Source organism: Dactylosporangium sp. NPDC051087, from assembly GCF_055586325.1.
In genome coordinates this window covers 194552-214288 of record NZ_JBVJIJ010000014.1, presented here as the reverse complement: position 1 = coordinate 214288, position 19737 = coordinate 194552, and the positions used below count along the sequence as shown (strand labels likewise).

At 71.1% G+C, this 19737-nt stretch carries 17 protein-coding genes; 11 read left to right on the top strand and 6 right to left on the bottom strand.

The window, feature by feature from the left end:
- Window positions 1-4: 4 nt before the first annotated feature.
- Entirely contained in the window at window positions 5-823 is an 819-nt protein-coding gene (locus ACZ6TV_RS26870; protein ID WP_465300032.1) for a phosphatase PAP2 family protein, read from the bottom strand.
- Window positions 824-1047: 224 nt separating this feature from the next.
- Between ACZ6TV_RS26870 and ACZ6TV_RS26865 the strand changes: the two genes are divergently transcribed.
- Complete coding sequence (locus ACZ6TV_RS26865) at window positions 1048-1839, top strand: maleylpyruvate isomerase family mycothiol-dependent enzyme (protein WP_465300031.1); 792 nt, start codon at window positions 1048-1050, stop codon at window positions 1837-1839.
- A gap of 139 nt (window positions 1840-1978) precedes the next feature.
- On the opposite strand, the gene ACZ6TV_RS26860 is transcribed toward ACZ6TV_RS26865, so the two are convergent.
- Both ACZ6TV_RS26860 and ACZ6TV_RS26855 read right to left on the bottom strand, forming a co-directional pair.
- Window positions 1979-2311 (bottom strand): LppU/SCO3897 family protein, encoded by a 333-nt coding sequence (locus ACZ6TV_RS26860; RefSeq protein WP_465300030.1) that lies wholly within the window; start codon window positions 2309-2311, stop codon window positions 1979-1981.
- Between the two features lie 143 nt (window positions 2312-2454).
- Window positions 2455-4677, bottom strand: coding sequence for a M4 family metallopeptidase (locus tag ACZ6TV_RS26855; protein ID WP_465300029.1), 2223 nt, complete (start codon window positions 4675-4677; stop codon window positions 2455-2457).
- Between the two features lie 195 nt (window positions 4678-4872).
- Here ACZ6TV_RS26855 and ACZ6TV_RS26850 point away from each other — a divergent pair, with 195 nt between their 5' ends.
- From ACZ6TV_RS26850 to ACZ6TV_RS26825, 6 genes are all read left to right on the top strand, one after another.
- Window positions 4873-5274 carry a hypothetical protein gene (locus ACZ6TV_RS26850; RefSeq protein WP_465300028.1) on the top strand — a complete coding sequence of 134 codons (402 nt, stop codon included), beginning with the start codon at window positions 4873-4875 and terminating at the stop codon, window positions 5272-5274.
- A gap of 81 nt (window positions 5275-5355) precedes the next feature.
- Complete coding sequence (locus ACZ6TV_RS26845; RefSeq protein ID WP_465300129.1) at window positions 5356-6423, top strand: magnesium and cobalt transport protein CorA; 1068 nt, start codon at window positions 5356-5358, stop codon at window positions 6421-6423.
- Window positions 6424-6425: 2 nt separating this feature from the next.
- Complete coding sequence (locus ACZ6TV_RS26840) at window positions 6426-6977, top strand: hypothetical protein (protein WP_465300027.1); 552 nt, start codon at window positions 6426-6428, stop codon at window positions 6975-6977.
- 10 nt (window positions 6978-6987) lie between these two features.
- Complete coding sequence (locus ACZ6TV_RS26835) at window positions 6988-7533, top strand: TetR/AcrR family transcriptional regulator (protein WP_465300026.1); 546 nt, start codon at window positions 6988-6990, stop codon at window positions 7531-7533.
- A 72-nt stretch (window positions 7534-7605) separates the two neighbouring features.
- Complete coding sequence (locus ACZ6TV_RS26830) at window positions 7606-8613, top strand: SDR family oxidoreductase (protein ID WP_465300025.1); 1008 nt, start codon at window positions 7606-7608, stop codon at window positions 8611-8613.
- 23 nt (window positions 8614-8636) lie between these two features.
- Window positions 8637-9107, top strand: a complete 471-nt coding sequence (locus ACZ6TV_RS26825; protein WP_465300024.1) for a hypothetical protein — start codon at window positions 8637-8639, stop codon at window positions 9105-9107.
- 1911 nt (window positions 9108-11018) lie between these two features.
- On the opposite strand, the gene ACZ6TV_RS26820 is transcribed toward ACZ6TV_RS26825, so the two are convergent.
- Window positions 11019-13505: a DNA gyrase/topoisomerase IV subunit A gene (locus ACZ6TV_RS26820; protein ID WP_465300023.1), complete on the bottom strand. Its 2487-nt coding sequence runs from the start codon at window positions 13503-13505 to the stop codon at window positions 11019-11021.
- Window positions 13506-13528: 23 nt separating this feature from the next.
- Window positions 13529-15586 carry a DNA gyrase/topoisomerase IV subunit B gene (locus tag ACZ6TV_RS26815; RefSeq protein ID WP_465300022.1) on the bottom strand — a complete coding sequence of 686 codons (2058 nt, stop codon included), beginning with the start codon at window positions 15584-15586 and terminating at the stop codon, window positions 13529-13531.
- Window positions 15587-15782: 196 nt separating this feature from the next.
- Between ACZ6TV_RS26815 and ACZ6TV_RS26810 the strand changes: the two genes are divergently transcribed.
- The gene (locus ACZ6TV_RS26810; protein WP_465300021.1) at window positions 15783-15929 is read left to right on the top strand and encodes a hypothetical protein; all 147 of its coding nucleotides are present in this window, start codon (window positions 15783-15785) and stop codon (window positions 15927-15929) included.
- On the opposite strand, the gene ACZ6TV_RS26805 is transcribed toward ACZ6TV_RS26810, so the two are convergent.
- The gene (locus tag ACZ6TV_RS26805) at window positions 15926-16474 is read right to left on the bottom strand and encodes a hypothetical protein (RefSeq protein WP_465300020.1); all 549 of its coding nucleotides are present in this window, start codon (window positions 16472-16474) and stop codon (window positions 15926-15928) included. The genes ACZ6TV_RS26810 and ACZ6TV_RS26805 overlap by 4 nt on opposite strands.
- A gap of 83 nt (window positions 16475-16557) precedes the next feature.
- On the opposite strand from ACZ6TV_RS26805, the gene ACZ6TV_RS26800 reads away from it, so the two are divergent.
- Genes ACZ6TV_RS26800 through ACZ6TV_RS26790 form a run of 3 tightly spaced genes read left to right on the top strand, consistent with a single transcriptional unit; the run spans window position 16558 to window position 19734 of the window.
- Window positions 16558-17523 carry a sulfite exporter TauE/SafE family protein gene (locus ACZ6TV_RS26800; protein WP_465300019.1) on the top strand — a complete coding sequence of 322 codons (966 nt, stop codon included), beginning with the start codon at window positions 16558-16560 and terminating at the stop codon, window positions 17521-17523.
- Window positions 17524-17550: 27 nt separating this feature from the next.
- Window positions 17551-19191 (top strand): glucose-6-phosphate isomerase, encoded by a 1641-nt coding sequence (gene pgi, locus ACZ6TV_RS26795; RefSeq protein ID WP_465300018.1) that lies wholly within the window; start codon window positions 17551-17553, stop codon window positions 19189-19191.
- Window positions 19192-19221: 30 nt separating this feature from the next.
- Window positions 19222-19734 carry a hypothetical protein gene (locus ACZ6TV_RS26790; RefSeq protein ID WP_465300017.1) on the top strand — a complete coding sequence of 171 codons (513 nt, stop codon included), beginning with the start codon at window positions 19222-19224 and terminating at the stop codon, window positions 19732-19734.
- Window positions 19735-19737: the final 3 nt, after the last annotated feature.

Sequence of the window (19737 nt, the reverse complement as noted above, 5' to 3'; positions counted from 1 at the left end):
GCCGTCACCGGCGCCGCGCGGGACCGCCTTCGGAGATCGTGTCGCCGAGCGTGGACAGGTAGGCGGACTCCCCGACGGCGAGGTATTCCAGGTTGCGCCGCAGCTGCGCGGGGATCGTCACGGGCACCGGCGCCGGGGCGGCGGCGCGCCCGCGGACGTGCCCGACGGCGAGCATCAGGCCGCCGACGAGGACCGCGCCGACGATCCCGTCGAGCCAGTAGTGGTTGGCGGTGCCGACCACGACGACGGTCGTGAGGACCGGGTGGGCCAGCCACAGCCAGCGCCACCGGCTGCGGGTCGACACGATCAGGCCGAGCGCGACGACGAGCGCCCAGCCGACGTGCAGCGACGGCATCGCCGCGTACTGGTTGCTCAGCGTGTCGGTCTGCGGTGGCCCGTACACCGACGGACCGAACTTCGCGGCGGTGTCGAGCATCCCGATGCCGGCGAGCATCCGCGGCGGCGCGAGGGGGAACGCGAAGTGCATGACGAGCCCCGCCGCGGTCAACCACGCGAGGATGCGCCGGAAGCGAATGTAGTGTTCGGGGCGGAAGATGTACATGAACAGCAGGAAGGCGACCGTCGCCGGGAAGTGCACCACCGCGTAGTAGACGTTGGCGGAGCGGATGACGACCTCGGAGGTGAGCAGCAGGTGCTGCAGATCGGCCTCGTCCGGCAGCCACATCGCCCGCTCGGTGTGCCAGACCAGCTTCGCGTTGGCGTATGCCTGCCCGACCCGGCCGTCGACGAGCAGCCGGCCCATCTTGTAGGCGAGGAACAGCCCTACGACCAGCAGCAGCTCGGCCCAGGCACGGGGACGCACCCGCGGCCGCCGCTGGGCCGTGGTTCGCGCGGCGGTGTCGTTTCGTTCACGTAACCCCGGCCCCGTGTTCACGATCGACAACGTACCTGATGTTGCCAACCCGGCAATATTGCCGTTCGGGCAGGACCCGCCATGTCCTGCGTCACAAACTTGTTTATCCTTCAAGGAAATTGTCGATGTCCACTTCGATGTTCAGTTCGACATCCAAGGGTTGAGGGAGCACGATGACCAGCCGAGCCGACCAGGCGATCGCCGCCCTGCGCAAGGGCCACGAGGACCTCACCGCTGTCGTCCGCGGGCTCACGCCCGAGCAGCTCACCGGCCCTTCAGCGGCCAGTGACTGGGACATCTCCCAGGTGATCAGCCACCTGGGCAGCGGGGCCGAGATCAACCTCGAGGCGGTGCGCGCGTCCCTGGAAGGGCGCCCCGCGCCGGAGTTCGAGTTCAACAAGGGCGTGTGGGCCCGGTGGGACGGCATGAGCCCCGCCGAGCGCGCTGTCGAGTTCCCGGTTGCGAACGCGCGGCTCGTCGAGGCCTATGAGGCCTTCGACGCCACGCAGCGCGCCGAGCACCGCATCGACCTGGGCTGGATGCCCGAGCCCGTCGACGTGGCGACGTCCGCCGTGCTGCGGCTGACCGAGTTCGGCTACCACGACTGGGACGTCCGGGTCGCCCTCGACCCGGCGGCCACCCTGGCCCCGGAGGCCGCGGTCCTCATCGACGAGCGGGTCGAGGGGCTGTTCGGCTGGATCGCCAAGCCGGCGTATCTGGACGGCCGCACCGCCGACCTGCTCGTCTCGATCACCGACCTGGGCGAGCAGCGCGGGCTGCGCCTCGCCGACCCGGTGACCCTCGGCGCCGCGCCGGCGTCGCCCGACGGCGAGCTGAGCCTGACCCTGGACGCGTTCCTGCGCCTCGCGGCCGGGCGGTTGGGCCCGCAGTACACCCCGGCCGACGTGAAGATCACGGGCCCGATCACCCTGGACGACCTCCGCGCCGTCTTCCCCGGCTACTGAGCCACCGCACGAAGCAACCCCGGCACCCGTGAAGGGTGCCGGGGTTGCGTGGTTTCCGGGGGTGGGCGGGGGTCTAGGTGGTGCCGGGCGCGGCGGCGCTGTCGTGCCGGACGTTGCCGCCGCCCCGATCAGCCGGGGATCAGGCCTTGAGGTCCTTCAGGCAGAGCACGTCGCCGGCCTTGCCGGACTCGCCCCACCAGTACAGGCTGGTGGTCTCCGGGAAGGCCTCGCAGACCTTGCCGTCGTCCGACATCGCGTCGGACTCCTTCTTGTCGGCGACCTTGCCGATGACGCTGAAGTCGGCGTCGGCGACGTCACACTTGACGATCTTCAGCTCGTTGGCCGAGACCTGGTGCATGCAGTCGCCGACGTTCGCGCGCTCGGCGGAGTCGCGGTTGAGGTACCAACCGATGCCGGCGAGGACGGCGAGGACGGCAAGAGAGCCGACGAACTTAATAACACGGGAGGACATGCGGAAGTTTTTACCGGTCACGCAGAGTTCCCGCTGCCCCCCGATCGTATCGTTTGCGTCACAGCTGACCTGCACGGAAGCGGGCGGGGAGGCCTGACGCCCCCCCGCCCGCACCGGTGGTGATGGTTACGCTACGTTGAGCGCTACAGCGTCAACGTCCAGGTGTCGATCCGGCCGGTGTCGAGGCTCGCGGCGTCGCGGACCCGCAGGGTCCAGGTGCCGTTCGCGGCCTCGGTCGACAGGTTGACGGAGAAGTTCTGGATGATGTTGTCGGCGCTGCCGCCGCTGCGGTTGGACAGGTTGTAGACCGAGCCGTCCGGGGCGACGAGGTCGACGACCAGGTCACCGCGGTAGGTGTGGTAGATCGCGATGTTCGCCGAGCTGGTGGCCGAGGCGTTGCGGTTGCAGCCGCTGATCGTGATCGTGCTGGTCACCGTCGTGTTGTCCGGGATCGCCACGTCGTTGCCGTTGGTCCCGGTGCAGCCCGGCGCGCCGTTGACGGTCAGGCTGAACGTGGTGGTCCGGGTCGAGCTGGGGCCCGTGCCCGTGATGGTCACCGCGTACGTGCCGGCCGGCGTCGACGCGGAGGTCGCGATCGTCAGCAGGGACTGGCCGTTGGCCGAGCTGATCGACGTCGGGTTGAAGCTGGCGGTGGCACCCGACGGCAGGCCGGAGGTGGTGAGCGCCACGGTCTGCGCCGAGCCGTTGGTGACCGCCGCGGAGATCGTGCTGGTGACCGAGCTGCCCGGGTTGACCGAGCCGCTCGCCGGCGCGGCGGTGAGGGCGAAGTCGTTGCCGGTCGGGCAGGCGGCGTCGCTGCCGGCCACGTTGACCGCGGTCCATGCGGCCTGGACGGCCTTGTACTCGGCCGAGCAGAGGCCGTACAGGTCGGTCGCCGCGCGCAGCGTGTACGCCCGGGCGGTGTTGGCCGGGTTGCTGGTGTTCACGTACGACGTGTTGGAGGTGAAGTACACGTCGAGCGCGCGGTACCAGATCTTCTCGGCCTTGGCGCGGCCGATGCCGACGACCGCGGGAGCGGAGCCGCAGACCGGCGAGGTGCCGAAGGAGGTGGCGCCGGTGCCCTCGGCGAGGTTGAAGTAGAAGTGGTTCGCCACGCCGGAGCTGTAGTGCACGTCGACGTTCTTGGTGCTGGTCGACCAGCAGCCGTGCGACGAGCCGTCCAGCGTCGGGTTGTACATGTAGCGCAACGGCGTGTTGTTGCCGTTGATGTTGATCTTCTCACCGATCTGGTAGTCGCCCGGGTCGCTGGTGGTGTTGGCGTAGAACTCCACCATCGAGCCGAAGATGTCACTGGTGGCCTCGTTCAGGCCGCCGGACTCACCGCTGTACACCAGACCCGCGAGCGCCTCGGTGACGCCGTGGCTCATCTCGTGGCCGGCGACGTCGAGCGCGACGAGCGGCCGGGCGTTACCGGAGCCGTCGCCGTAGGTCATCTGCGCGCCGTCCCAGAACGCGTTGACGTACGCGTTGCCGTAGTGCACGCGCGAGGGCACGCCGGCGCCGTTGCCGAAGATGCCGTTACGGCCGTGCACGTTCTTGTAGTAGTCGAACGTCTTCGCCGCGCCGAAGTGCGCGTCGACGCCCGCGGACTGGCGGTTGGAGTTGGCGCCGGTGCCCCACACGTTGTCCGCGTCCGTGAACGTCGTGCAGGTGCTGGTGCCGTTGTTCATGTCGCAGGTGCGGCCGTTGCCGTGCGACGGGTCGATCATCTGGTAGGTCGAGCCCGACAGCGTGGTGTCGATGGTGACCGCGCCGGAGTAGATGCTGTTGCCGGTGCCGTTGACGGTCTCGATCTCGTCGAACGAGCCGCGGACCGCGTTGGTGGTGGCGTCCGTGATGACGTGCAGCTTCGACGGGGTCTGCCCGTCCGCCCGCCAGCCGCTGATCACGGTCTCGTAGGACAGCACGCCGGTGCCGTCGCTGGCGTCGATGAACAGCTCGGGGCTGCCGACCGCGGTGATCGAACCCTGGAAGGCGGACTTCGCCTTGGCCGCGCCGGCCGTCTTCGACACCGTGGCGGTGGTGGCGGCGGTCAGCGGCGCGTGCAGGCCGACGGAGGTGCCGGCGAACGTGCCGTCCGGGGCGGTGTGCACGACGAAGTCCCCGCCGTAGACCCGCAGGCCGTGATAGGTGCGGGCGTACTTGGTATGCGACGCGCCGTTGGCGTCCTTCTTGCTGCTGGTGACGGTGTACGCCTCGCTGTCGGCGGCGCGGATGTCGGCCCGGTGCGCCTGCAGCGACGAGGGCACTGGCGTACTGGGCGACGCGCTAGCTGGTGACGCGACGGCGGCCAGTATGCCGCCGGTGAGCAGCAATGCACTGGCGGCGGCGATCGATCGTTTCACTCGGCCTCCCTGGCAGCGGAACAGTCGTGACGGTAGCCACGCATGTACATATAGCAATGGCTGCCGACGGCCCACCTCATACCACTTCGTCCATATCACCGGGGGCGTCACCCGTTGGGGACGGGCGCGCGGCGACCGTTCACAACGCCATCGACGGGTCTTGAAGCCTGAGCTACCGGAGAGTAACTTGACCGGATGCGAATGGTGGCGCTGCTGGTCGCGGCGATCGGGATCATCGTCGAGGGCGTGGTCGTCGGCGCCGCGCTGTTCGTCGTCGGCGGGGTGATCGGCGCCTATTCGATGTCACTCAACGGCGCAGACCCCGGCCACGCGCAGACCGGGATCCGGGTCGCCGCCGTCGTCCTCGGCGCGCTGCTGGTCACCCTCGGCGGGTGGCTGCTGGCCTCGGCGCTGCGGCACCGCGAGGCCCGCCGCTGGACGATGGTCGCGCTGGTGGTGCAGTGCGTGGTCGTCACCGTCGCCGGGATCGCGCTGGGCTGGGAGGTCTTCGCCGGCACCCTGCTCGTGCTCGGCACCCTGCTCTACGTCCAGCTCGACGAGAGCCCCGCACTACCCCGCGCGGCCGATACCCGCTGACGATCAACGCGGTAGCGTGGCGCTACCGCGTGAAGGGGGTCAGGGGTGCAGCAGGTCAAGGTCGGCCGCCGGGTCGGCAGGATGATCGGCCGGATGATGCGGCACCTGCAACCCGCCGAGCCGCTGCCGCACCTGCTCGCCGACCCCTCGCAGGACGCGGTCGTCGACTGCGCGCTCTATGTGCGCGGCGTGCGCCAGCCCGGCGGGCACTCGTTCCAGGATGCTTACGCGGCGGCCCGCCGGCGGCGCAACGGCTTCGTGTGGCTGGGGCTCTTCGAGCCGACGTGGGCGCAGTTCACGGCCGTCGCCGAGGAGCTCGGCCTCGACGACCTCACCGTCGAGAAGTCCCTCGCGGTGGAGCGCCGGCCCGCCGTCGAGCGGCGCGGCGACGTGACGATGCTCGTGGTCCGCACCGCCCGCTACGTCGAGCACGCCGAGCTGACCGCCACCTCCGAGGTCGTCGACACGGGCGCCGTCACGCTGCTCATCGGGCCGCACTTCGTCGTGTCCGTCCGGCACGGCGGCGCCGGCGCGCTCGCGGACGTCCGCCAGTACCTCGAGCAGCGCCCCGCCATGCTCGGCAACGGCCCGTGGGCGGTCGCCTATGCGGTGTGCGACCGGATGGTCGAGGTCTACCACGACGTCGCCACGCACGTGGAGCAGGACGTGGAGCAGCTGGAGCAGACCGCGTTCCTGCGCGTCGGCGGCTGTGACGTGCAGCAGATCTACCAGCTGAAGCGGGAGCTGGTCGAGTTCAAGCGGGCCGTGGTGCCGCTGCAGGCGCCGCTGCGGCGGATGAACGACCCCGCGGTGGTGGAGCTGCCGCCGCAGCTGCGGCAGTACTTCGCCGACCTGCTCGGCCGGCTCACCCAGGTGGTGGAGCGGGTCGGCTCCGACAACGAGCTGCTCGACTCGATCCTGCAGGCGCGGCTCGCCCAGGTCGGCCTGGACCAGAACAACGACATGCGCAAGATCGCGTCGTGGGCCGCCATCGCCGCGCTGCAGACCGCCATCGCGGGGATCTACGGGATGAACTTCGAACACATCCCCGGCCTGCAGTGGCAGTACGGCTTCTACGCGACCCTGCTGGTCATGGCCGCCGGGTCGGTGGTCCTGCACCGGCTCTTCCGCCGCTCTGGTTGGCTGTAGCCGTGTCGTACACCTTCATCACGGCGGCCCGGATCGCCATGCCCGCGAAGTCCTTCGACGAGTGGCTCGACACCCCGGTGCCCGACGCCGCGATCATCGAGAACCCGGCGGAGATGTTCACCGGCTGGTGGTGGTCCGACCGCACCCCGGACGGCCCGTTCCCCGCGCCCGACGCGTCCGTGACGCCCCGCTCGCTCGTCGCGGACCTCGACTCCGACGGCATCACCGTGCTGCGCCACCATGACGGCGTACTGGAGGCGTACCTCTGGACGCCCGGCCGGTCGGGTTCCTGGGAGGCCCCGGCCCGGCAGCTGCTGCTGATGGTGGCCGGCGCGGCCGCCTTCAAGGAGGACGACGCCGAGGACCACGTCCTGTTCTGGGAGGACGCGGCGGGCGCCCTGCCGACCGGCGACGGGGACGCCCTGATCGCCCTGCTGACCGTCGGCCGCGGCTACGCCCGCTTCACCGGCAGGCGGCCCGTCGCCGAGCTGCTCGCCGCGCTGCGGCCGGTCGAGGCGGCCTTCGCCGAGCTGGCCGAGTCCTACGACGACTAGACTCCCCCGGATGGTGCGCGCAGACGCCCGCGAGAATCGGGCCCGCATCCTCGCCGCCGCCCGTCAGGCGTTCGCCGAGGACGGCAACACCTCGATGAACCAGATCGCGCAGCGGGCCGGCGTCGGCCCCGGCACCCTGTACCGCAACTACCCGTCCCGCGAGGCGCTCATCCTGGACATCTACCGGGACGAGGTCGACCACCTCACCGGCTCGGCGACCGGCCTGCTCGCCACGCTGACACCGGTGGAGGCGCTGCGGCGCTGGACGACCGACCTGGTGGACGCCATGCGCACGAAGCACGCCCTCGGCGCCGCCCTCAGCCCGGACGCGCACGCGTCGATCACGGCGCAGACCTACGGCCCGGCGATCGCCGCGATCACCGGCCTGCTCGACGCCGGCAAGCGCGACGGCAGCATCCGCGCCGACGCCGAGCCCGGCGACTTCCTGCAGCTCACGGGAGCCCTCTGGCGCTCCGCACCGGACCGGACGCAACCCATGCTGACCCTGATCCTCGACGGCCTCGGCACCCACCCTTCTGGAGATATCTCCACTTAACCGTTGACCAAGTGGAGAGGTCTCCATTACCTTGGGGTTTCCGTTGTACGGACACCCTGGGGGGAGCAAACCGTGGCTGACGTTCTGGTGACCGGCGGTTCGGGCTACATCGGCAGCCGGTGCGCGCTGACGCTGCTCGAAGCCGGGCACTCGGTGCGCACGACCGTGCGCGACCTGGCCCGCGAGCCGCAGGTCCGCGCGATGCTGCGGCACGACGGCCTCAGTGTGGTCCGCGCCGACCTGAGCGCCGACGAAGGCTGGCGCGAGGCGGCGACCGGCTGCGACTTCGTGCTGCACGTCGCGTCGCCCACCCTGACCAGCGTGCCGCGCAACGACGACGAGATGGTCCGCCCGGCCGTCGACGGCACGCTGCGGGTCCTGCGCGCGGCCCGCGACGCCGGCGTACGGCGCGTCGTCATGACCTCCGCGATCGGCGCCGTCGCCTACGGTCACCCGCCGCGCCACACCCCGTTCACCGAGCACGACTGGACGGACGTGACCGCCGGCATCGCGCCGTACCAGCGATCCAAGACCCTCGCGGAACGTGCCGCCTGGGACTTCGTGGCCACCGAGGGCCGCGGGCTCGAACTGGCGACGGTCAACCCGACGGCCGTGCTCGGCCCGGTGCTCGGCCCGGACTACTCACCGTCGCTCAACCTCATCGCCCGCATGCTGGACGGCTCGATGCCCGCGCTGCTGAAGTTCGCCTCCGGTTACGTCGACGTACGCGACGTGGCCTCCCTGCACGTGCTGGCGATGACCGAGCCCGCCGCCGCGGGCGAACGCTTCATCGCCACCGCCGGCCCCAGCCTCTGGCAGCGTGACATCGCCGCCGTCCTGCGCGAACGCCTCGGCGACCGCGCCGCGAAGGTGCCGACCCGGGAGATGCCACTGCTGATCGCGCGCGGCCTCGCCCTGGTCAACCCACAGCTGCGAGCCCTGCGCGCGCTGCTGGGCCGCAACCTCGCCGCGACGTCCGCGAAGGCCGAACGCGTGCTCGGCTGGAAACCACGCCCGGTCGAGGACACCATCGCCGAGACGGCCGAGAGCCTGCTCGCCCTGCCTTTGGGAACGCGATGAGCCGTTCGCGACTCGGGCCTGACGTGAGACTTTCGTTCCCCTCCTGGCTGCCGCTGGCGGTCGCGGTGCTGCTCTGCGCCGCCTGCACCGGCGACGCCACGTCACCGCCCACCGCCCACCGGACCGGCTGCGGCTCCCCCGTCGAGACCGGCCCCCTGCCCGAATGGGCCCGCGCCGGCTTCACCGGCGACTCGAGCATGCCCCACGTCCTTGGCGACAAGGGCGAGATCGTGGCCGCCATGTTCGGCCACCCTCTGGCCGTGACCAGACCGGACGGCTCCTCCAACAAGATCCTCTGGGTGGCCTCGGTCCCCACCCAGCCCGGCGACCTGCTGATCGAAGCCACCTGGACGGCACCGCCACCCCCGTGCAACGCCACGTCACCGGCGGCCCGGGACCCGTCCATCATCGACCTGCCCCAGCCCGGCTGCTGGCACCTCACCCTCACCTGGCCGGCCCACACCGACACCATGGACCTCGTCTACGCCCCCTGACGCGCAGCACACCCGGCCCGCTCCAGGCTTCTTCGGCTCGGCCTTGGACCTGCATGCCACTGGCCACAGCCGGCTCAAACATCGCTCGGGCGCGGACATCCAGCCTTCGGCCTTTCCCAGGCCCGCGACCGACCGAGCCCGGCGACACCAACCCAGCCACCCGGGCACGACCACCCGACCCGGCACGGCGAACATAGCCGGCCCGCCCTCGCAGCCGCCGCCCACGCCGCTACGGCCGGCGGCGAAGAAGCGCCCGAGGCGAGGCCGACAACGGCGCCCCCGCAGTCACCGGAATGCCCGCCGCCACCGACGACCCGCACCGCCACCGACCTGAGCCGCGCCATGCGACGCCGCATCGTCACCAATCTGAGCCCCGCCATGCGACACCGGACCGGTGCCGCATCGCAGTCCGCCGCAGCCGACACACAACGTCGCCCACCGATCCACGCCCCGGCCCCCTGCAGGCCGACCCGAACCCCGCAGGACCACCGTGCGAAGACGGCGGCGATTGGACGCCCGAGGCGAGGCCGAAAACGGCGCCCCACAGTCCCCGGGAAAACGCCGCCGCCCGCAGCTCGCCGCCCGTCACCGTCACCGTCACCGGCCTGAGCCTCACCATCCGGCGCCGGACCTGTGCCGCATCGCAGGCCGCTGCAGCTGACGCCCGCGACAGGGCCCACCGATCCACCACAGCCCGGCCCGCTGCAGACCGAACCGGGCCGGTGTCCTGACCGAGGTCGGCGAACCAGTCGAACCGCGTGCGGAGACGGCCGCGGAATGGCGCCCGAGACGAGGCCGAGAACGGCACCCGCTCAGTCAACCGGGAACTCAAGAACGGCGATCCGCACCGCCACCGGCTGGGCCGTGCTCGGCGACCCCGGACCGTTGCCTGCCGCGACCGATGCCCGCCCGCGTTGCCGGCCGATGCACAACCCCGGCCCGCTACAGACCGAAACCGGACCAGGGTACGGAGGGGTGGAAGGGCGGTGGACGCAGCCGCCGAACCCGAGAGGGATGAACGGCCCAGGCGAAGGCCAGTCGCGTTCGACGAGACCGAACCGGCCCACGAGGCGGACGCAGAAGGAGCGGGGCGGTTCGAAGCGCGGTGGGCCGGGCCGCCGATCCGAGAGGGATGGACCGCCCGAGGCGAGGGCCAACCGCGTCCAACCAGACCGAACCGGCGTGTAAGGCGGCCACAGAAAAGAGCGGGATGGGTGGAAGGGCAACGGACCGGGCCGCCGATCCCGGGAGGGATGGGCGGCCCGGGCGGGGTCAGCCGCGTTCGACGAGGTGGCCGACGAATTCCGGGGCTCGGAATTGGGTGACTGAGCCGTCGCGGCGCTGGCCGGGGGCTGGCAGGGCGATCCTCACAACCACCGGCCTGGGCCGCGCCCGGCGACGCCGGACCGTTGCCTGCCGCGACCGATGCCGCCCGCGTTGCCGGCCGATGCACAAACCCGGCCCGCTGCAGACCGAACCGGACCAACCGGACCAGGATGCGGAAGTAGCGGGAGGGGTGGAAGGGCGGTGGGCGCAGCCGCCGAACCCGGGAGGGATGAACGGCCCGAGGCGAGGGGCAGCCGCGTTCAACCAGACCGAACCGGCCCGTGAGGCGGCCGCAGAAGGAGCGGGACGGGTGAAAGGGCAACGGACCGGGCCGCCGAACTGCGAGGGACGCACCGCCCGGGGCGAGGGCCGACCGCACTCGACGAGACCAAACCACGTGTGAGGCGGCCACAGAAAAGAGCGGGGCGGGTGAAAGAACAGTAGGCCGGACCGCCCGAGGCGAGGGCCGGCCGCGTTCAACCGGACCGAACCGGCCCGTGAGGCGGCCGCGGAAAGAGCGGGACGGATGGAAGCGCAACGGACCGGGCCGCCGATCCCGGGAGGGATGGGCGGCCCGGGCGGGGGTCAGCCGCGTTCGACGAGGTGGCCGACGATTTCCGGGGCTCGGAGCTGGGCGCCTGAGCCGTCGCGGCGCTGGTCGGGGGCTGGCAGGTCGCGGGGTTCGCCCTTGGCGGATGAGGCGGCGGGGCGGGGGCCGACCCAGGCGAGGACCAGCCGGGTCTCGCCCTTGAGGAAGCGCTGGGCGCGGACGCCGCCGGTGGCGCGGCCCTTGGCCGGGTAGAGGCGGAGCGGGGTCATCTTGGCGTTGCCGATGGTGGCGGTGACGACCATGGGCTCGCCGTGCTGGGGGTCCTGGGTGTTGACGGCGGCGAAGAAGAGGACCTGGGCGCCGTCGGGGAGGGCGATGCCGGCCATGCCGCCGCCCTTGAGGCCCTGGGGGCGGACGAGCTTGGCCGGGAAGCGGAGCAGGGACGCGTCGGAGGAGACGAAGGCGAGGGTCTCCGTGCCGTCGGCGAGCCAGGTGGCGCCGACGACCTCGTCGCCGTCGCGGAGGCCGATGACCTCGAACTCGTCGGCGCGGACGGGCCACTCGGGGGCGCAGATCTTGACCATGCCGTTGCGGGTGCCGAGGGCGAGGCCCGGTGAGCCTTCGGCGCCGGGGCCGCCGAGCGGGGCCAGGGCGACGACGGTCTCGCCGGCCTGGAGGGAGACGAGCTCGGCGGTGGACATGCCGCCGCGCAGGGAGACGGTGCCGGTCTGCTCGGGCAGGACGGGCAGGGGCAGGACGTCGACCTTGAAGGCGCGGCCGAGGCTGGTGACGAGCAGGACCTGGCCGCGGGCCGTGGTGTGCACGACGGCGCGGACGGTGTCGTGCTTGTCGCGGCCGGCCTTGCGGCTGCCCTCGGGGGCCTCCTCCGACTCGGCGGCGGTGCGGGCGACGAGGCCGGTCGCGGAGAGCAGGACCTGGCACGGGTCGTCGGACACCTCGAGCGGGCCGGCGGGGATGGACGCGGCGAGGACCTCCTTGAGGTCGCCGTCGATGAGGGTGGTGCGGCGCGGCTGGGCGAACTCCTTGACCACGGCGGCGAGCTCGTCGGAGACGACCTTCTTGAGGACCTTCTCGTCGTCGAGGATCTGGCTGAGGGCGGCGATCTCCTCGTTGAGCCGGGCCTGCTCGGCTTCGAGCTCGATGCGGTCGTAGCGGGTGAGGCGGCGCAGCGGGGTGTCGAGGATGTAGGTGGCCTGGATGTCGGTGAGGCCGAACTCGCTCATCAAGGACGCCTTGGCGGCCGCGGCGTTCTCGCTGGCGCGGATGAGGGCGACGACGCGGTCGATGTCGAGCAGCGCGATGAGCAGGCCGTCGACGAGGTGCAGCCGGTCCTGGCGCTTCTTGCGGCGGAACTCGGTGCGCCGGGTCACGACCTCGTAGCGGTGCGCGAGGAAGACCTCCAGCAGCGGCTTGAGGCCCAGGGTCTGCGGCTGGCCGTCGACGAGGACGAGGTTGTTGACGCCGAAGGACTGCTCCAGGGGGGTCAGCCTGTACAGATCGGCGAGCAGCGCCTGCGGGTTGACGCCGACCTTGCACTCGATGACGAGGCGGGTCCCGTTTTCCCGGTCGGTGAGGTCCTTGACGTCGGCGATGCCCTGCAGGCGCTTGGTCTTGTTGACCTCGTCGGTGATCTTCTCGATGACCTTCTCGGCGCCGATGCCGTAGGGCAGCTCGGTGACGGTGATCGCCTGGCGGCCGCGGCTGCCTTCGAGCAGGCCGATCTCGACCCGGCCGCGCATGCGCACGACGCCGCGGCCGGTCTCGTAGGCGCGGCGGACCTCGTCGAGGCCGAGCAGCAGGCCGCCGGTGGGCAGGTCGGGGCCGGGGACGAACTCCATGAGCTTGTCCAGGGTGGCGGCCGGGTGGTTGATCAGCCAGCGCGCGGCGGCGACGACCTCGCCGAGGTTGTGCGGGATCATGTTGGTCGCCATGCCGACGGCGATGCCGGACGAGCCGTTGACCAGCAGGTTGGGGAACGCGGCCGGCAGCACCGAGGGCTCTTCGAGGGAGCCGTCGTAGTTGGGCCGGAAGTCGACGGTGCCCTCGTCGAGCTCACCGACGAGCAGCATCGCCTCCCGCGACATCCTCGCTTCGGTATACCGCGAGGCGGCCGGGCCGTCGTCGGGCGAGCCGAAGTTGCCGTGGCCGTCGATGAGCGGCACGTTGAGCGAGAAGTCCTGCGCCATGCGGACCATCGCGTCATAGATCGCGCTGTCGCCGTGGGGGTGATACTTGCCCATGACGTCACCGACGACGCGGGACGACTTGACGTGGCCGCGGTCGGGGCGGTGCCCCTGCTCGCTCATCGAGAACAGGATGCGGCGGTGCACCGGCTTGAGGCCGTCGCGCGCGTCGGGCAGCGCGCGGGAGTGGATGACCGAATACGCATACTCCAGGTAGGAGTCCTCGACCTCGGTGATCAGCGGGTTGTTGAGGACCCGCGCACCCGCCTGGTCGAAGGCGGACAGGTCGGCCTTCATTGGTGTGGCCTTGCGTGCCATGTCGGCGAACTACCCTTCCTGACTCAGGCGTCGATGTTCTCTTGGTCGACCCGCGGCGCGGCCTCGATGAGCCAGTTGCGCCGGGGCTCGACCCGCTCACCCATGAGCAGCTCGAGGACCTCTTCGGCCTTGTCGACGTCCTCCAGGGTGATGCGCCGCACGGCCCTGGTCGCCGGATTCATCGTGGTGTCCCACAGCTCGTCGGCGTCCATCTCGCCCAGACCCTTGAACCGCGGGATCGGCGTGACGACCTGCTTGCCGGCCTTCTCCAGCCGGGTGACGGTGCTGACCATCTCCTGCTGCGTGTAGGTGTAGATCGTCTCGGGGTTGCGGCCCTTGGTGACGATCTTGTGCAACGGCGGGACGGCGGCATAGAGCCGGCCGTCGGCGATCGCCGGGCGCATGTATTTGGCGAAGAGCGTGATGAGCAGGGTGCGGATGTGCGAGCCGTCGACATCGGCGTCGGCCATGATCAGGATCCGGCCGTAGCGCATCGACTCCAGGTCGAACGTGCGGCCGGACCCGGCGCCGAGCACCTGCACGATCGCGGAGCACTCGGCATTGTCCAGGACCTGCTGGATGTTGGCCTTCTGCACATTGAGGATCTTGCCGCGGATCGGCAGCAGCGCCTGATATTCCGAGGAGCGGGCCATGCGGGCGGTGCCGAGGGCGCTGTCACCCTCGACGATGAACAGCTCGCTGCGCTGCACGCCGGTGGAGCGGCAGTCGACGAGCTTCGCCGGCATCGACGCGCCCTCCAGCGCCGTCTTGCGGCGGGCGGCGTCCTTCTGCTGCTTCTGCGTGAGGCGGACCCGCGCCGCGTCGACGATCTTCTGCAGGACCGTGCGCGCCTCGACCTTGGTCTTGCGGGCCTCGATCCACGCCTTGATCTGCTGCTCGACGATCCCCTGCACGACCCGGGTCACCGGCGCAGTGGACAGCTCGTCCTTGGTCTGCGAGGTGAACTGCGGCTCGGGGATGCGCACGTGGATGACGGCCGTCATGCCTTCGAGGACGTCGTCGAGGGTCGGCAGGTCCTCCTTCGGGCGCAGCAGGCCGCGGGTGTTGCGGATCGCGTCGGCGAGGGCGCGCAGCGCACCGCGCTCGAAGCCGCGGCGGTGCGTGCCGCCGTGCACGTTGCGGATCGTGTTGGTGAAGGACTCGACGATCCGCTCATAGCCGGTGCCCCAGCGCAGCGCGATCTCGACCTCGGCGCGGCGCTCGACATTGGCCTTCATGACGCCGTTCTCGTCGGCGGCATTCTCCTTGTAGGTGCCCTCGCCGGTGATGTGCAGCAGCCCGCAGACCGCGCGGTCGCCGGACGGCGCCAGGAACTCCACCATGTCGGCGAGCCCGTTGGGATAGTGGAACGTCTCGGTCGAGATCTGCCCGCCGGTCGCGTCCTTGAGCACATAGGTCACGCCGGGGACGAGGAAGGCCGTGTTGCGCAGCTTGGCGCGGACCGCCTCGACGTCGAGCGCGGCACCGGTCTCGAAGTAGCGCGAGTCGTGCCAATAGCGGATCGAGGTGCCGGTGGACTGGCCCCGCTTCATCCGCCCCGTGACATTGAGCCCGGAGCGGCGGGTGAACGGCGCGCTCGGGCCGGCACCGTCGAAGTCGCCGGGGACGCCGTGCTGGAAGGCCATGTGGTGGACCTTGCCGCTGTGCCGCACGGTGACGTCGAAGCGGTGCGACAGCGCATTGACCGCGGAGGCGCCGACGCCGTGCAGACCACCGGAGGTCTTGTAGCCGGAGCCGCCGAACTTGCCGCCGGCGTGCAGCCGGGTCAGCACGAGCTCGACGCCGGACATGCCCGACTTCGCGTGGACGCCGACGGGGATGCCGCGGCCGTCGTCGTCGACCTGGACGGAACCGTCGGCGTGCAGGGTCACCTCGACGCGGGTCGCGTGGCCCGCGATGCCCTCGTCGGTGGAGTTGTCGACGATCTCGTTGAACAGGTGAGCGACGCCCCGGCTGTCGGTCGAGCCGATATACATGCCGGGCCGTTTGCGGACAGCGTCCAGCCCTTCGAGGAGCGTGAGGTCGTCAGCTCCATACAAGGTCTCGGGTTGTGCGGTCAACTCGATGCTCTCCAATGATCTGGTGCGCTGCTGCCCGCGAGCGTAGCCGCAGGGTCTGACATTTCCGTGGCACCCTCGCCGGATGTGGCGCCCGACGCCGCAAATCGCGGGGGAACGACAGACTTTCCGCGTGCCCGCACGGGCCGTCGCGAAAACCCGGACGCCCGCGTGGGCAACGTCGATGCGCCGGTGAGAAATGGTCCACGCCGACGACAGGATCGTCGACGTGTCGATCGGCGCCTACCGTTCAGTGAAGCACGGCGACGGCGCCGGCGACCGGGGACGGTCCACCGCCACGACGGACGAGACGCGCCGCGACGCCGGTCAGGCCGCGACCAACTAGGCGCTGGTCCGGTCGATCCAGGAGCGGTAGCTGTCGCCGGTGCCGTGCCCTTCCATGTAGTACTCGCGCAGGTCGCCGCGGACGAGGAAGCCGGCGACGAAGAACAGCAGGCCCGCCGCGATGAGCCCGGCGACGCCGTGCACCCACAGGTACCACTCCGGCACGGCCCGGGCGTACTCCTGCCGCAGCAGCTCCGGCTCCTCGCCCGTCGGCGCGACCGCCCACTCGGGGCCGCCGACGAGCCCGCACAGCAGCGCGAGGCCGAGCAGCGGGCCGATCACCCAGAGCACCGCCCTGATCTTGGGGCTGCGCCGCCGAACGACGAGGGTCAGCGCCGCGAGCAGGACCGTGCCGACCGCCGCGACCAGCAGGTTGTTGTGGTAGTCCGCCTCGACCTGGCGCAGCGAGCTGGGCGACATGAGCACGGTGTGCAGCACCGCGAGGTCGCGGGTGACGACGGCCGTCACGAACGTGTCGACGGCCAGCAGCGCGGCCGCCGCCGCGACGGACCAGAACACCAGCCTGACCTCGTTGCCAACCTGCATCGGCACACGCTATCGGCGTGACCTGCGCCGCGCAGCCCCGTTCGGTACCGACAAAGTCCACCGGCATAGTGCACAATTCGCCGGTGGATCCTGTGATGGCCCTGGCTGGGCTCGGCGTCGGCATCGTCGTCGGGCTGACCGGCATGGGCGGCGGCGCGCTGATGACCCCGATCCTGGTGCTGTTCTTCGGGGTCCCTCCCCTGGCGGCGGTCTCCAGCGACCTGGCGGCGAGCGCGGTGATGAAGCCGTTCGGCGGCTGGGTGCACGCCCGCCGCGGCACCGTCAACTGGGCGCTCGTGCGCTGGTTGTGCCTGGGCAGCGTGCCGTCGGCGTTCGCCGGGGTGCTGCTCATGCGGGCGCTCGGCGACGGCGAGGAGGTCCAGGACATCGTCCGGGTGGCGCTCGGCGTGGCACTGCTGCTCGCCGTCGTCGGGCTGTTGCTCAAGTCGTACAAGAGCAGCAAAGGCGAAAAGTCGGACAAACCGCTGGTCGTCAGGCCCGTGCCGACCGTCCTGCTCGGCGCGCTCGGCGGGCTCGTCGTCGGGATGACGTCCGTCGGGTCCGGCTCGCTGATCATTGTGATCCTTCTCGCGCTGTACCCGATGCTGCGCCCCAACGACCTCGTCGGCACCGACCTGGTGCAGGCCATCCCGCTGGTCGCCGCGGCGGCGCTGGGCCACGCGTTCTTCGGCGACCTCAAGCTCGACCTCGCCGCCGCGGTCCTCGTCGGCTCGATCCCCGGCGTGCTCATCGGCGCCCGCCTGTCCTCGCGCGCCCCCGCCGGCGTGGTGCGGGCCGCGCTGGTCATCGTGCTGATCGCGAGCGCGCTGAAGCTGTTCGAGGTGCCGACGGCCACGGTCGGCGCCGTCGTCGCGGTCACCACGGTCGCCGCGGTCCTGATCGGCCTGCGCCGGCGGTCCACCGCTGCCGCGACGGTGCCCGAGGCGGCGCCCGACGGCCCGGCGGCGGCTCTCGTCACCGGGCGGGACCAACCGCAAGATCGGCGCACGGAGGACGAGACGCACCCGAAAGGGGCACAATCCCAGTGAGAGTGTGACCTCGCTGAAGGAGTACTGATGGCTCACGGCCGACTCAACCAACTGCCCGAATGGGCCGCGCTGGCGAAACACCGCGCCGAGCTGGGTGAGGTGCACCTGCGGGACCTGTTCGCGGAGGACCCGGGCCGCGGCGAGAAGTACTCCCTGCAGGTCGGCGACCTGTACCTCGACTACGGCAAGCAGCTGGTCACCGACGAGACCCTCGGCCTGCTGCGCGACCTCGCCGCCGCCTGCAACGTCGCCGAGCTGCGCGACGCCATGTTCCGCGGTGACAGGATCAACTTCACCGAGCACCGGGCGGTCCTGCACACCGCGCTGCGCGCCCCGCGCGACGCGGTCGTCGAGGTCGACGGCGAGAACGTCGTGCCGAAGGTGCACGCGGTGCTGGACCGGATGGCGGCGTTCGCCGAGCGGGTCCGCTCCGGCGCCTGGACCGGGCACACCGGCGAGCGGATCAGCACGATCGTCAACATCGGCATCGGCGGCTCCGACCTCGGCCCCGCGATGGCCTACGAGGTGCTGCGCGGCTACACCGACCGCAACCTGGAGATGCACTTCGTCTCCAACGTCGACGGCGCCGACCTCTACGAGGCGGTCCGCGCGGCGGACCCGGCGAGGACGCTGTTCATCGTGTCGTCGAAGACGTTCACCACGATCGAGACGATCACCAACGCGACCGCCGCCCGGCAGTGGCTGCTCGACGCGTTCGGCGGCGACGAGTCCGCGGTCGCGAAGCACTTCGTCGCCGTGTCGACCAACGCCGGCGAGGTCGCGAAGTTCGGCATCGACACGACCAACATGTTCGAGTTCTGGGACTGGGTCGGCGGGCGCTACTCCTACGACAGCGCGATCGGCCTCTCGCTCATGATCGCGCTCGGCCCGGACGGCTTCCGGGAGATGCTCGACGGGTTCCACGCCATGGACGAGCACTTCCGGACCGCTCCCCCGGAGTCCAACGCGCCGCTGCTGCTGGGGCTGCTCGGCGTCTGGTACCGCAACTTCCACGACGCGCAGACGCACGCGGTGCTGCCCTACAGCCACTACCTGTCCCGCTTCACCGCCTACCTGCAGCAGCTGGACATGGAGTCCAACGGCAAGTCGGTGGACCACGAGGGTCACCCGGTCGAGTGGCAGACCGGCCCGGTCGTGTGGGGCACCCCCGGCACCAACGGCCAGCACGCCTACTACCAGCTCATCCACCAGGGCACGATGCTCATCCCGGCGGACCTGATCGGCTTCGCGCAGCCGGCGCCCGGCCTCGGCGTCTTCGCCGGGCAGCACGACCTGCTGATGGCCAACCTGTTCGCGCAGGGCCAGGCCCTCGCGTTCGGCAAGACGTCCGAGGAGGTCGCCGCGGAGGGGGTCGCCGCCGAGGAGGTGCCGCACCGCACGTTCCGCGGCAACCGGCCCACCACGACGATCCTCGCCGACAAGCTGACCCCGTCGGTGCTCGGGCAGCTCATCGCCCTGTACGAGCACAAGGTCTTCGTCCAGGGCGCCGTCTGGGACATCGACTCCTTCGACCAGTGGGGCGTGGAGCTCGGCAAGGTCCTCGCCAAGCGGATCGAGCCGGCCCTCACCGGCGGCGGCGACACGTCGGCGCTGGACCCGTCGACCGCCGCCCTGGTCAAGCGGTACCGGGCCCAGCGCGGCCGCTGAGTGCCGATCACCGAAGACGAGCTCACTCGGATGTCCCCGTCCGAGCGGGCCGACCTGGCCCGGCGTCTCAGCCGCCTCGTCCCGGCGCCGCACACCGACAGGCAGGCGCGGCGCCGGTTCGTCATCGTGGTCGCCACCGCCAGCCTCGTCATGATCCCGTGGGTGGCGGCGCTGGCGTGGACGCTGCCGCCGCGGTACCTCGCCGGGCACTGGCGGGCCACCTGGATCGGCTTCGACCTGGTCCTCGCCGCCGCCCTCGCCCTCACGGCGTGGGCGGCGGTGCGGCGCCGGCAGATCGTCGTGCTGGCGGCGGTCGTCAGCGGCACCCTGCTCATGTGCGACGCCTGGTTCGACATCATGACGGCCGCGGGTCCGGACCGCTGGATCAGCCTCGCCACCGCACTGCTGGCCGAGCTGCCTCTCGCGGGCTGGCTGTTCTACGTCGCCCGCCACCTGACCCTGCGGATGCGCACGCTCCTGGGTGAAGCCGACCTTCCGTTGTGGCGGATGCCGTTGCTCGGCGTGCCGGCCCACCGCCGGTAGGCT